Annotated in this window: 11 protein-coding genes and 1 pseudogene; 4 read left to right on the forward strand and 8 right to left on the reverse strand. The window is 73.8% G+C overall.

The features are described 5' to 3' along the window. Positions 1 to 138: 138 nt before the first annotated feature. Entirely contained in the window at positions 139 to 1071 is a 933-nt protein-coding gene (locus AB852_RS27910; RefSeq protein WP_073792967.1) for a C40 family peptidase, read from the forward strand. A 92-nt stretch (positions 1072 to 1163) separates the two neighbouring features. On the opposite strand, the gene AB852_RS27915 is transcribed toward AB852_RS27910, so the two are convergent. Continuing rightward, complete coding sequence (locus AB852_RS27915; RefSeq protein WP_073792968.1) at positions 1164 to 2447, reverse strand: geranylgeranyl reductase family protein; 1284 nt, start codon at positions 2445 to 2447, stop codon at positions 1164 to 1166. Between the two features lie 152 nt (positions 2448 to 2599). Here AB852_RS27915 and AB852_RS27920 point away from each other — a divergent pair, with 152 nt between their 5' ends. Continuing rightward, entirely contained in the window at positions 2600 to 3166 is a 567-nt protein-coding gene (locus AB852_RS27920; protein ID WP_073793092.1) for a GNAT family N-acetyltransferase, read from the forward strand. A gap of 186 nt (positions 3167 to 3352) precedes the next feature. After that, the gene (locus tag AB852_RS27925) at positions 3353 to 3664 is read left to right on the forward strand and encodes a PASTA domain-containing protein (RefSeq protein ID WP_073792969.1); all 312 of its coding nucleotides are present in this window, start codon (positions 3353 to 3355) and stop codon (positions 3662 to 3664) included. An 880-nt stretch (positions 3665 to 4544) separates the two neighbouring features. Here the strand turns inward: AB852_RS27925 and AB852_RS27930 are convergent. From AB852_RS27930 to AB852_RS27950, 6 genes and pseudogenes are all read right to left on the reverse strand, one after another. Next, positions 4545 to 5924, reverse strand: a complete 1380-nt coding sequence (locus tag AB852_RS27930; protein ID WP_073792970.1) for a hypothetical protein — start codon at positions 5922 to 5924, stop codon at positions 4545 to 4547. 402 nt (positions 5925 to 6326) lie between these two features. Beyond that, positions 6327 to 6452 (reverse strand): annotated as a pseudogene (locus AB852_RS41685) (zinc-ribbon domain-containing protein); the annotation flags it as partial. Positions 6453 to 6589: 137 nt separating this feature from the next. Then, positions 6590 to 7285, reverse strand: coding sequence for a demethylmenaquinone methyltransferase (locus AB852_RS27935; protein ID WP_073792971.1), 696 nt, complete (start codon positions 7283 to 7285; stop codon positions 6590 to 6592). Positions 7286 to 7353: 68 nt separating this feature from the next. Next, a complete protein-coding gene (locus AB852_RS27940; RefSeq protein WP_073792972.1) occupies positions 7354 to 7833 on the reverse strand; it encodes an imidazolonepropionase-like domain-containing protein in 480 nt (159 codons plus the stop codon). Between the two features lie 6 nt (positions 7834 to 7839). Beyond that, positions 7840 to 9039, reverse strand: a complete 1200-nt coding sequence (gene mqnC, locus AB852_RS27945; protein WP_073792973.1) for a cyclic dehypoxanthinyl futalosine synthase — start codon at positions 9037 to 9039, stop codon at positions 7840 to 7842. A 137-nt stretch (positions 9040 to 9176) separates the two neighbouring features. Beyond that, positions 9177 to 9914, reverse strand: coding sequence for a prepilin peptidase (locus AB852_RS27950; protein ID WP_073792974.1), 738 nt, complete (start codon positions 9912 to 9914; stop codon positions 9177 to 9179). Between the two features lie 227 nt (positions 9915 to 10141). Here AB852_RS27950 and AB852_RS27955 point away from each other — a divergent pair, with 227 nt between their 5' ends. Further along, positions 10142 to 10882: a hypothetical protein gene (locus AB852_RS27955; RefSeq protein ID WP_143201292.1), complete on the forward strand. Its 741-nt coding sequence runs from the start codon at positions 10142 to 10144 to the stop codon at positions 10880 to 10882. A 125-nt stretch (positions 10883 to 11007) separates the two neighbouring features. On the opposite strand, the gene AB852_RS27960 is transcribed toward AB852_RS27955, so the two are convergent. Beyond that, entirely contained in the window at positions 11008 to 12747 is a 1740-nt protein-coding gene (locus tag AB852_RS27960; protein ID WP_245876949.1) for a serine/threonine-protein kinase, read from the reverse strand. Positions 12748 to 13096: the final 349 nt, after the last annotated feature.

A 13096-nucleotide genomic window follows, 5' to 3' on the forward strand; every position in this document is an offset into this window, starting at 1 on the left:
ATGATCACCAACGCCCGTATTGTCCGTTACGGCGTCAATAAGAGCCGACACGCCCGGGATTCACGCAGGGTGGCCCGCAACTGTGGCGCAGACCACGTTTCTTGAAGGTAACGGTGGCACCCTGATAGCGGTTGTCCCATGTCCCACACCGCTCACATACCCAGCCACCGGAAGCCCCGCCGCAGCGGCAGCAACAAGCTGCGTGCCGGTGTCGCCGGTGGCGTCCTCAGCACCCTGGCCGTGGCCGGTGCTTCGGGATCGGCCAGCGCCGCCGCACCCGTGACCGAGACCATCGAAATGCCCACGCTCACCTCCGACCTCTCGGCCCAGGTCGCCCGCTCGGCGAGTGCCACCCAGCTCACCGCCGCGGCCTACGAGCTCCAGGCCCAGCAGGAGCAGCTCCGCGCCGAGCAGGACCAGGCCGCCAAGAAGGCGTCCGGGCAGGCCAAGAAGGACCGGGCCGAGGCCGTCCGCAAGGCCGAGGCCGAGAAGAAGGCCGCGGAGCGCGCGGCGAAGGCCGAGGCCGAGCGCCGCGCCGAGACGGAGCGGGCCTCCCGTACCGCCGAGCGCGCCCCGCTCACCACCACCACGGCCGCCGCGCCCGCGTCGACGTCCACGCCGCAGTCGGACACGCCGTCCACCGGCACGTCGGACTCCACGGGCACCAGCGCCCCGTCCACGGGTTCCTCCTCGGAGAGCACCACCGCGCCGGCGAGCGGCAACCTCGGCTCCGTCATCGCCTTCCTCAAGGCGCAGGTCGGCGACGCGTACGTCATGGGCGGCACGGGCCCGAACTCGTGGGACTGCTCGGGCCTCGTCCAGGCCGCGTTCAAGGAGGCCGGGATCGACCTCCCGCGCACCTCGCAGACGCAGTCGACGGCCGGTACCCAGGTCGGCACGTCCAACCTCCAGGTCGGCGACATCCTGTACTGGGGTGGCGCGGGCTCCGCGTACCACACCGGTGTCTACATCGGTAACGGCCAGTACCTGGACGCGGCGAACCCGTCGAAGGGCGTCGTCATCCAGGACCTGTCGGGCTACCCCGCCGACGGCGCGGTCCGGGTGCTCTGAGCACCGCACCGCCGCACGATTCGTACAGCGGAAAGGGCCGCCACCCCTCGGGGTGGCGGCCCTTCCGTGTGCCGGGTCTCCGGGCGGGCGGGTCAGGCGCGCGGAGCGACCTTGCTGAGGCCGTTGATGATGCGGTCCATCGCGTCGCCGCCGGTGGGGTCGGTCAGGTTGGCGAGCATCTTGAGGGTGAAGCGCATCAGCACGGGGTGCGTGAGGCCACGTTCGGTCGCGAGCCGCATGATCTTCGGGTTGCCGATGAGCTTCACGAAGGCACGGCCCAGGTTGTAGTAACCGCCGTAGGTGTCCTTGAGGACCTTCGGGTAGCGCTGGAGCGCGAGTTCACGCTGGGCGTCCGTCGAGCGGGCGTGCGCCTGCACGATGACATCGGCGGCGATCTGCCCGGACTCCATCGCGTACGCGATGCCCTCGCCGTTGAACGGGTTCACCAGACCGCCCGCGTCACCGACGAGCAGCAGTCCGCGGGTGTAGTGCGGCTGGCGGTTGAACGCCATGGGCAGCGCCGCGCCCCGGACCGGACCGGTCATGTTCTCGTCGGTGTAGCCCCACTCCTCGGGCATCGACGCGCACCACGCCTTGAGTACCTCGCGCCAGTCCAGCTCCTTGAAGGACGAGGAGGTGTTGAGGACCCCGAGGCCGACGTTGGACGTGCCGTCGCCCATCCCGAAGATCCAGCCGTAGCCGGGGAGCAGCCGGTCCACCGGGCCGCGCCGGTCCCACAGTTCCAGCCAGGACTCCAGATAGTCGTCCTCGTGCCGGGGCGAGGTGAAGTACGTCCGGACGGCGACGCCCATCGGGCGGTCCTCCCGGCGGTGCAGGCCCATCGCCAGCGACAGCCGGGTGGAGTTGCCGTCGGCGGCGACGACCAGCGGGGCGTGGAAGGTGACCGGGGTCTTCTCCTCGCCGAGCTTGGCCTCGACACCGGTGATCCGGCCGGTCCGGTCGTCGGTGATCGGGGCGCCGACGTTGCAGCGCTCGTACAGCCGCGAGCCCGCCTTCTGCGCCTGCTGGGCGAGTTGGTCGTCGAAGTCGTCGCGCTTGCGCACCAGACCGTAGTCCGGGAAGGTGGCCAGCTCGGGCCAGTCGAGCTGGAGCCGTACGCCCCCGCTGATGATCCGCAGGCCCTTGTTGCGCAGCCAGCCCGCCTCCTCGGAGATGTCGATGCCCATGGCGACGAGCTGTTTGGTGGCGCGGGGCGTGAGGCCGTCGCCGCACACCTTCTCGCGCGGGAAGGCGGTCTTCTCCAGCAGCAGTACGTCCAGACCCGCCTTGGCCAGGTAGTACGCGGTCGTCGATCCCGCCGGTCCGGCTCCGACGACGATCACATCTGCGTGGTGTTCGGAGAGGGGCTCGGTCACGACGGGTTCTCCCGGGACTCGGAATTCTGCGTGCCGACCGGCACTGGACAAGTGCAGTCTAGGAGGCGGTACTGATCAGCGAGCTGAAGGGCCGCCCTGTGAGCCAACCCGTGCACCCCGTCGCGACCACCGCGACACCCTCCGCGTCCGTCATCTCCGCCCCTTCCCGGTCCGCGGTTCCCGCGCCCGCCGCGCCGGACCGCCCGCGGCCCGCCGTACGGCTGCGGGTGCCCACCCACGAGGACGCGTACCACTGGCACCGGGTGTTCGACCACCCGGAGGTGATGGAGTTCCACGGGGGCGCGTCGGCGGAGGTCTCGGTGTACGAGGAGCTGACGGCCCGGCAACGGCGTCATCACGCCGAACTCGGCTTCTGCCTGTGGACGATGGTCGCCCCCGACGCCCCCGACGGCCCCGTCACCGGTGAGGTCATCGGGTTCACCGGGGCGCAGCCGTGGCCGCACGCGTGGGGGCCCGTGGGTGAGGTGGAGATCGGCTGGCGGCTCGGGCGGGACCACTGGGGCCGGGGGTACGCGACCGAGGCGGCGCTCGCCGGGCTCGACGAGGTACGGGCCACGGGGGTGCGGCACGTCGTGGCGATGGTCGACGCGCGCAACGCCCGCTCCCTCGCGGTGACCGAGCGGCTCGGGATGGAACGGGTGGAGACCTTCGCGACGCCCACGGGGCGGCGGGGGCACTGCTTCCGGCTGGAGCTGTGACCCGGCCCTCCGGCGCGGTGCCCGGGGGCGGGTGACCGGCGGCGTACGGAGGGTCGAGGGCGCGCGTCGTCCAGGGCGCGCGCGCCCTTTGGTACGCGGGGTCACGCTCCGCGTACGGGGGGTCGCGGCGGTTCCGGTGCGCCGGGTGCTGGAGCTACCCTTTCCGGTACGACTGGGGGTGAGTATGTGCGCATTGCACCCAGAACGCGGGATGTACGTGTGCCCCGTTTCGTCGGTCTGATGGCGGTGGACGCGCGTGAGGTCGCGGAGAGCGAGGGATTGCTGCTCGCCGCGGCGGACCGGCCCGATCTTGTCTCGACGGTGGTCGAGTACGTGGTGCGGCAGTATCCGCCGGCCGGGGTGGAGGTGCCGCGGGGCGCGACGGTCACCGTATGGTTCGACCTGGCGTCCGGCGAGGGCGACGGCGGTGCGGGGGTACGGGAGCCGCGGCGGCCCGACCCGGCCCCGGGAGGCGTCGAGGTCGAAGCAATCCCCTGACCGGGTGGGTCCCAGGTCCGTCCGGCGGGACGGACTTCGTTCCTGAGCCGTCGTTCGTGGGGTGCGCGGTTCCCCGCGGGTCGCCTTCGCTTGCGCTTCCCAGGTCGGTCCGGCGGGGCGCCCTTCGTTCCTGTGCCGTCGCTCGGTGGTTGTGCGCAGTTCCCCGCGCCCCTTTGGGGCGCGTTCTGCTTGTTCTTCGGGTCGGTGCCGGTCGGGATTCTCCGTCCTCGATCCGACACGCTCGGTAACACGTCCAGTGGTCCGACTGAAGAGCATCGGAGTCTGCGAGCAGAGATTCCCGCCCGCCCCCTTCGCTGAGTCCGGCGACTGCACGAGGAGTGTGGTTGAACCCCGCCCCCGGTTGACGCCGCCCCGCAGCCTGACCCCACCCGCAACCTGACGGACAGCCCCAGGCGGACGCCCCCAAAGGGGCGCGGGGAACTGCGCAAAACGAGGAAGGCCCGCACCCGAAAAACGACCGTAACGGGGCACCACCCAGGGGCGCGGGGAACTGCGCACCCCCGGACGACCCGCACAGGAACAAGAACGCCCAGCCGGACAGACCTCAGGGGCGCGAGGAACCGCGCAAAAACGAGGACGGCCCGCACCCGAAAAGCCACTGTAATAGGGCAGCACCCCAGGGGCGCGGGGAACTGCGCACCCCCGGACGACCCGCACAGGAACAAGTGCGCCCAGCCGGACGAACCTCAGGGGCGCGGGGAACTGCGCACCCCCGGACGTACCCGCACAGGGACAGGTACGTCCAGGCGGGGAACCCCAGGGGCGCGAGGAACTGCGCACCCCCGGACGTACCCGCACAGGGACACGTGCGTCCAGGCGGGCGGACCTCAGAAGGGCGAGCGAAGGCGCGGCGCAGCCGTCAGCGGGGAGCCGTAGGGGGGCGCAGCAGGGTGACCAGCAGGGCGCCCGCCAGCAACCCACCCGCCACCCAGACCGTGCCGAACAGCAGCGCGTCCGGAATCGCCGTACCCACGTGCATCGTCTCCCCGCCCCGGTAGGACCCGCCCTGCGTCATCCCGTAGCCGCCGATCCCGGCGAGCAGCAGGAACAGGCCCAGGAACAGTCCCCCCGCGAGGAGTTGTTCCGCGCGGCGCTCATGGCGCCGCGCGGCGAGCACTCCGAGGAACAGTACGGACACCGCGCCGACCGCGAGGGTCCCGGCGACGGCCCAGGAACCGACCAGGTCCCCCAGCTCGGAGAGCCCGAGCGCTTCCTCCTCGGGGCGCAGCCGGGAGCTGAACTCCGCCTCGACCGGGGCGCCCCAGGACAGTCCGAGTCCGGCGACGCCGAGGTTCAGCAGGAGCAGGAGGACGGTCAGGGTGGCGGGGAAGTCCTCCCCGTACAGGGAGCCGCCCTCGTCGAACTCGTCGAGCTGGGTGTAGACGATCAGCAGGACGACCGAGCAGAGGGCGAGGGCGAACGTCATGGCCCGCAGGGCGGTGCCGCAGGCCCGGGTGAGGGCCTGGAGGCCGGGGCGGGCGGCGAGCCAGCCGGTGTGTTCGTCGCGGGCGAGCACGACGGCGGACAGGACGACCGACATCAGCAGGGCGCCCAGCACGGCGAACGGCACCCCGGAGGAGAGCTCGACGCCCTGGATGGTCGGCTGCGCGAACAGCGCGAGGACGAGGACTCCGGCGGTGACGAGCAGCCCGACCCGCAGGGCCGCCTCAAGTCCGGAGGTGGCGCCCTTGGTCCAGGGCGCGGCACCGGCCCAGGGACCGGCTGGCGGTCCCGTACCGGGCGCCGCGGCCCCCGTCGCGCCGGCCGCGAGCCGCCGCCGGTCGCGGTTGCGCAGCAGCCGCAGTCCGGCGTAGAGCGTGAGCAGCCAGCCCACGGTGACCGTGAACGGGATCAGCTCGATGGAGCTCGTGGCCACGCCCAACTGTTCGGACAGGGTGGGCTCGTAGCCGTACGAGTCCTCGCCGGGCTGTGCGCTGTCCCAGTCCTCGCCGGGACCGATGTCGTCGGAGCGGTCGGTCCGGGAGGTCTCGGCCTCAAGCTCCCCGCCCACCCCCTGGAGGACGAGGGCGAGGGTGATCTGGAACCGGTCGCCGAAGCCCACCGCGTCGTCGTCGGACATGTCCTGTCCGTAGCCGGGGACGGCGAGGGCGAAGGCGAGGGCCGTCAGGAACACCAGGGGCCAGACGGCGGCCCGGAGCGCGCCGCTCCAGTCCCCGGAGAGGGCCCGCCGCAGGAACGCGGCGCCGTTCGAGGGCGGGGGCGGCGGCGGGGGCAGCACATGGCCGGGCGGGAAGGCGGTGTACGTGTGCTGTCCGGTCGCCGGTCCGCCCGACGGAGGCGGACCAGAGGGCGGGGGCGGGCCGGGGGGTGAGGGCGGGCTGGACGGTGAGGGCGGGCCGGAGGGTGCGGGCGGTGACTGCGGGGCCGGAGCAGCGGGCGGGACGGCCGGGGCGGCCGGGGCGGGCTGGGTCGCCGGGGGTGGTGCGGTCGTGGGGGCGGTGAGGGACTTCGGGGCTGGAGGGGACGACGGTGCGGGCGGGGTCGTGGGTGCTGGTGGGGCGACGGGCTCGGGCGGGGCGGCCGTAGGCGGGGGCGGTACCGGTATCGCTCCGGTGGGCGGGGCCTGGCCCGGTGGCGCGGACGGGGCGGGCGGTGCGCCGGGCACCGGGGGGCGTTCGCGACCGCAGCTCATGCAGAAGCGGGCGTCATCAGGGCCGGGTGTTCCGCAATAGGGGCAGTACGCCGCCATGAAAGCACGCTCCGTCGTCCGGGACCGAGAGGTGCGGCGCCCGTGGTCGGGCGCCATCACGTACTCAACGGACACATCTTCCGGCCGACCGGTTCCCCTCAGACAGCCCTGGGCGGCGGGAAGTTCGGACGAACGGCGCGAGAAGGCGCGGTGCGGGGACGAAGACCGGGCGGAACAGGCGGAACCGGACGGGCTCAGCTGTCCTTGAAGCCGCGGTGCAGGGTCGCGATACCGCCCGAGAGATTGCGCCACGCGACCCGCGACCAGCCCGCGTCGCCCAGCATCGACGCCAGCTCCGCCTGGTCGGGCCAGTCACGGATGGACTCGGCGAGGTACACGTACGCGTCGGGGTTGGACGACACCCGGCGGGCCACCGGCGGCAGCGCCCGCATCAGGTACTCGGTGTACAGGGTGCGGAAGGGGGCCCAGGTCGGGTGCGAGAACTCGCAGATCACGACCCGGCCGCCGGGCCGGGTGACCCGCAGCATCTCGCGCATCGCCCGCTCGGTGCCCTGGACGTTGCGCAGCCCGAAGGAGATCGTGACCGCGTCGAAGGTGTCGTCCTTGAAGGGCAGCCGGGTCGCGTCGCCCGCGGTGAGCGGCAGCCAGGGGTGGCGCCGCTTGCCGACCTGGAGCATGCCCAGCGAGAAGTCGCAGGGCACGACGTACGCCCCGGCCTTGGTGAACGGCAGGGAGGAGGTGGCGGTACCGGCGGCGAGGTCGAGGACCCGCTGCGCGGGCCGGGCGTCGACCGCCTTGGCGACCGCGCGGCGCCAGATCCGGTCCTGTCCCAGGGACAGGACGTCATTGGTGAGGTCGTACCGTTCCGCGACGTCGTCGAACATCGAAGCGACTTCGTGCGGCTGCTTGTCCAGGGATGCGCGGGTCACGGGCCCATTGTGGCAGCAGCCCCGGGACCGCTCCGGCCCGGGCCGCCCCCAGGGCTCGGCGGGGGTGCTCAGTGTCTGCGGTGCACGATCCGGCCCGCGCAGACCGTGACCACGGCTTCCGCGTCGGCGGCGGGGCGCCCGGGGGCGCCGGGGTCCGCGTCGAACACCGCGAGGTCCGCGCGCCCGGACTCCGCGAGCGCGACCGGCTGTTCGGCGGGGAGCACGAGCACACCCGCGCGCGCGGCGGCGGCCCGCAGCGCCGGATCGGTGACCGCGCCCGCGGTCACCGCGACACCGCCCGTCTTCAGTACGGCGTGCACCCGCTCCCGCGGGGAGGGCGCGGCGGGCAGCGCCCCGCCGTGCGTGCGGCCGGGCCCGAGCACGCCGGGCCAGCTGCGCACCCGGGCCTGCGGGAACCGGGCGCGCAGTTCGTCCAGGGTGCCGACGGCGGCGATCCGGTCCCCCTGGACGGCGACCGCGCCGCCGGGCAGAGGCGTACCGCCGTCCCAGGAGAGGACCAGTGCCCGGCCGGTGTGCAGGGTGAGCACGGGCGGTCAGTTGGGCGCGAGGAGCTTGAGCTCGGGGTGCGCGGTGCCCCCGGCGATCGCGGTGGACGAGATGTGGGACTGGACGCGGTCGTCGACCGGGTCGTTCGCCGGGTCGTCGTGCACGAGCAGGTGCTCGTAGGTGGTGGCGCGCTGCGCGGGGACGCGTCCGGCCTTGCGGATCAGGTCGATGATCTCCAGCCGGTTGGAGCGGTGCTTGGCCCCGGCCGACGAGACGACGTTCTCCTCCAGCATGATTGAACCGAGGTCGTCGGCGCCGTAGTGCAGCGACAGCTGGCCGACCTCCTTGCCCGTGGTCAGCCAGGAGCCCTGGATATGGGCGACGTTGTCGAAGAAGAGCCGGGCCACGGCGATGATGCGCAGGTACTCGAAGAGGGTGGCCTGGGTGCGGCCCTTGAGCCGGTTGTTCTCCGGCTGGTACGTGTACGGGATGAAGGCGCGGAAGCCGCCCGTCCGGTCCTGTACGTCGCGGATCATGCTCAGGTGCTCGATGCGCTCGGCGTTGGTCTCGCCGGTGCCCATGAGCATCGTGGAGGTGGACTCCACGCCCAGGCCGTGCGCGATCTCCATGATCTCCAGCCAGCGCTCGCCGCTCTCCTTCAGCGGGGCGATCGCCTTGCGCGGACGCGCGGGCAGCAGCTCCGCCCCGGCCCCGGCGAACGAGTCGAGACCGGCCGCGTGGATACGGGTGACGGCCTCCTCCACGGAGACCTCGGAGATCCGGGCCATGTGCTCGACCTCGGAGGCGCCCAGCGAGTGGATGACGAGCTGCGGGTACGCCTGCTTGATGGCCGCGAAGTGCTTCTCGTAGTACTCGACGCCGAAGTCCGGGTGATGCCCGCCCTGGAACATGATCTGGGTGCCGCCCAGTTCGACGGTCTCCGCGCAGCGCCGCAGGATGTCGTCGAGATCGCGCGTCCAGCTCTTCTTCGTATCCTTGGGGGCCGCGTAGAAGGCGCAGAACTTGCAGGCGGTCACACACACATTGGTGTAGTTGATGTTCCGCTCGATGATGTACGTCGCGATGTGCTCGGTCCCCGCGTAGCGCAGCCGGCGGGCGGCGTCGGCGGCGGAGCCCAGGGCGTGCAACGGAGCGTCCCGGTACAGGTCGAGGGCTTCCTCGGGGGTGATACGGCCACCCGCCGCGGCGCGGTCGAGGATGGGCTGAAGGCCGGCCTTCTCGGTCACCGGGGTCGTCCCTTTCGGCAGGGGGTGGGTGGTCCGATCCAGCGTACGTCAGGCCGGTGACAGCGCTTCGTACCGGCTGGTCCGGACGGGACGCGACCCCGGTCCCGCGCGGCGGTCGGCCCGGTCCGGCGCGGCGGTCACCCCGCGTACCCGCCGAGCAGGACGCCGACCAGCGCGCCCGCGAGGAGGAACGGGCCGAACGGGACGGGGGTACGGCGGGTCGCCCGGCCGAGGACGACCAGCACCACCCCGTACAGCGTGGCGAACAGGAACCCCGCGAACGTCCCCACGAACACGGCGCCCCAGCCGTACCAGCCGAGGACGGCCCCGAGGGCGGGCGCGAGCTTCACATCGCCGAAGCCCAGCCCGTCCGGGTTCACCAGGAACAGGACGAGGAACCCGGCGCCCACGGCCACCGCGCCGAGGACCGCGCCGAGCCAGTGGCCCCCGTGCCCCGGCAGCAGCGCGGCGGCCCCCAGCAGCAGCACCGCGCCCCCGGCCAGCGGCAGGGTCAGCACATCGGGCAGCCGCCGGACCGACAGGTCGACCAGCGCGAGCAGCACCCCGACCGGAGCGGCCAGCAGCCACACGGCCAGCTCCGGCCGCGCCCCGGTGGCGCCCGCGAGCAGTGCGCAGAGCGCCGCCGTGACCGCCATGACCAGCGGGGTCCGCGGGCCGAACCAGCCGTCGGCGCAGCGCGCCGGACCCAGCCAGCCCCGGCCGCCGGAGGCCAGTGGACCGCCGTGCGGGCAGTGGTCGTGCCAGTCGTCGTCCGGGTCCACCGCCAGCCGGTAGGCGGGCCGGGGCAGCAGCGCCCCGACGGCCAGTCCCCACACCGCCGCGGCCCCCGTCACCAGCACGGTCCCCCCGCTCACCCCGCCCCACCCCCGGTCCGCTCGTCGTGCTCCGTCCGGCACGCGCGCGTGCCGCGTCCGTACCGTCCCGCGCGGGCGTCCCGTACGCCCGAACGCCCCGTACCCCGCCGCCCACCGGTTCCACCGCGCTCGCGGGAACCGGTGCCGTCCACGGGACGTCACCGTGCACGAGATCGACCACCACGCTCCGGTCCGTACCGGAGCCCTTCGGAACGGGGCCACAAGAGATGCGTACGTTAGCCGGGACCGGTCCGGGCGGACAGCGCCGCGCGTTGCGGGGAACCGCCGCGTTCGGCGTGGCGGCGGCCCTGTCGCTGACGGGGTGCGGGAGCGGCGCCACGGACGAGGGTGAGCGCGCCGCCCCGGCCCGGAGCGGTACACCGGCCCCGTCGGACCGCCCCTCGGCACCAGCCGCACCCGCCACGGTCACCCCCGCCGAGGACGCTGCCGGCACGGGTGCCACGGCCCGGCCGGACCTCACCCTGCCCGCCGGCCTCGTGGAGCGGTTCGAACTCTGGCGCGCCCACGACCCGGACCGCGACCGGGCGATGGCGGACGCGGGCCACGCGCAGACCGTCGTACTGGACGCCATCGCGCGCGGGGGCACCGACACCGACGCGCTGGCGTTCTACTTCACCGGCCGGGCCCTGTCGGCCGCCAAGGCGCATGTACGGGGCGTCGCCGGGGCCGGGGAGTCCCGCAGCGGCTTCGTCCGCTACCACCGGCCCGAACTCGCGATGCCCGACCCGCGCGTGGACGCCCCCGGGAAGGGCACGGCCGCGCTGTCGTTCTGCGCCGACGAGTCGGAACTGTTCCGCGAGGACCGCGCGACCGGCGCGGTCGACCGCACCCCGGCGGGCGCCGACGCGCAGATCCACTACGAGACCCGGCTGCGGCTCAGCGACACAGGCGTGTGGCAGACGTACGAGCTGGCCACGCGACGCGGCGTCGACACCTGCGCGTCCTGACGGACCACCCACGGTGACGGACCCGACGGTGACGGACCCCACGGTGACGGGTCGTGGGGGTGACAGGCCGCAGGGGGCATGAGTCGCGGAGGTCACGGGCCGCAGGGATCACGGGCCGTAGGGGGTCACGACATCTTCGAGAGCCGGGCCGTCGGGTTGCCCGCGCGGGCGTTGTCCGACGCGTAGGACAAGCCGCCCTCGCCGACCGGTTCGAGCCGTACCTCGTGGTCGCCGGTCGTGCACTGGGGCGGGTTGGACTTCTTGGGGCGGCCCGTCGCGACGACGCGCTCCGGCCCGGCCTCACGCAGGATCAGGACGTTCTCGCAGATCCCGCCGATCGGGTCGACCTGCCGGAACGTACCGAACGCTGCCCCCTCGGCGCCCTGACGGACCGTCACGGTAAAAGTGCCCATCGGCAGGGTGCCGGACAGGCCCGTCCCGCTGCCCTCCCAGGTGCCGAGGAAACGGTCCGGCACGGCAGGGTCCGCGGCGCTCGGCCGCGCGCCATCGGCCATACCGCCGTCCTTGCGGTCGCCGTCGTCGCCGGGCAGCAGTCCGGGCATGAGCAGCGCCCCGAACGTCACCGCGGCGAGGGCCCCCGCGACGGCGAGCGCGACCGAGCAGCTCAGCCGACGGCCGCGGCCGTCGGCGCCACGGGTCCGCGCGGCGGCCAGGGTCAGCGAGAACCGGCCGGGGGTCGCGGTCCCGTCCCCGCCCGCTCCGGCACCGGGCGGGCGGGCCATGAGCGAGGGGTCCGGCGGGCCGAACTCCCCGAGGGCGACGGGTCCGCCGCCGGTGGGCGCGCCCAAGGACGGGCTGCTGAACGGCACGGGCCCGGACCCGCCGACGGGCGGTGGGCCCGCGTACGAGGCGCCCGAGGCCGGGCTGCCCATGGGTGTCGCGGGCGGGGCCACCTCGGCCGCCTCCAGATCCAGCAGCCGTACGGCCGCCCTGCTGACCTGGGCGACCAGCGGTCCGGGCAGCCAGCCCGCCGCCACGGGCCGGGCGGGTCCCTCCGGGGTGAGCAGCCGTACGAGTTCCCCGGCGCCGGGACGGTCGGCCGGGTCCTTGGCCAGACACGCGGCGACGACGTCCCGCAGCCCGTCGGGCACCCCGGACAGCTCCGGGGTGCCGTGGACGACGTGGTAGAGCAGCGAGGCCGAGGAGTCCCCGGGGAACGGTGAGCGGCCGGTGGCGCCGTACGCGAGGACCGCGCCGAGCGAGAACAGGTCGGCGGCGCCCGTGACACCCCGGCCGAGGATCTGTTCGGGGGCCATGTAGCCGGGTGAGCCGATGGAGACACCGGTCGAGGTGAGGGACGCGGTGCCGTCGGTGGCGCGGGCGATACCGAAGTCGATCAGCCGGGGACCGTCGAGGGTGAGCAGGACGTTCGACGGTTTCACATCGCGGTGCACCAGCCCGAGGCCGTGCACCCGGGCCAGCGCCTCGGCGAGCCCCGCGCCCATGACCCGCACCGTGTGCGGGGGCAGCGGGACGGGTCCGTCCGGTCCGTCCACGGCACTCGCCAGCGAGGGCCCCGCGACATACCCGGTCGCCACCCAGGGCACCGCGGCGGTGGGGTCCGCGTCCAGGACCGGCGCCGTCCAGTCGCCGCCGACCCGCCGGGCGGCCTCCACCTCCCGGCGGAACCGGGCGCGGAACTCCTCGTCCAGCGCGAAGTGCGGATGCACCACCTTGACGGCGACGGTCCGCCCGCCCGCGCTGCGGCCGAGATAGACCCGGCCCATCCCGCCCGCGCCCAGCCGGCCGAGCAGCCGGTAGGGGCCGATGGTGGTCGGCTCGTCGGAATCCAGTGGTCGCACGGTGTCCGGCTGCACGGCGGTGGCCTCCCCCCAGAAACACATGGCTACGCCCCAAGCAGGGTAGTGCGCCCGGCCCCGGTACGACGGGCGTCCGCCCCCGGCGGGCGGTCCGGGCCCCACCGCTCGACGGGACGGGCCTTCGCTGACGCGCCCTCACCGCCGGTTCCGGGTAAGCCGGTCAGATGCCGCGAACCGGTCGCCCCGGAATCCCGACGCATTCCGGCCCGGACGCCGCTCCCGCACCCCGTACGGAACGGGAAAGGTAATTGCCCGGCGCCGTCCCGGTGAATTCCCCGCCGTCAGGGCGGGTCCGTGAATCACGCCCGCCCGTGACCCCGACGGAGGGCACGGGCGGGTACCGGGGGAACGTCCCGGGCGCGACGGCCGACGA

This window comes from Streptomyces uncialis, from assembly GCF_001905345.1.
Classification (GTDB): domain Bacteria; phylum Actinomycetota; class Actinomycetes; order Streptomycetales; family Streptomycetaceae; genus Streptomyces; species Streptomyces uncialis.

Excerpts from the sequence above, each read along its gene's own strand:
- AB852_RS27910 (WP_073792967.1), top strand. The coding sequence starts at position 139 with ATGTCCCACACCGCTCACATACCCAGCCACCGGAAGCCCCGCCGCAGC.
- AB852_RS27955 (WP_143201292.1), top strand. The coding sequence starts at position 10,142 with ATGCGTACGTTAGCCGGGACCGGTCCGGGCGGACAGCGCCGCGCGTTG.
- AB852_RS27960 (WP_245876949.1), bottom strand. The coding sequence starts at position 12,747 with ATGTGTTTCTGGGGGGAGGCCACCGCCGTGCAGCCGGACACCGTGCGA.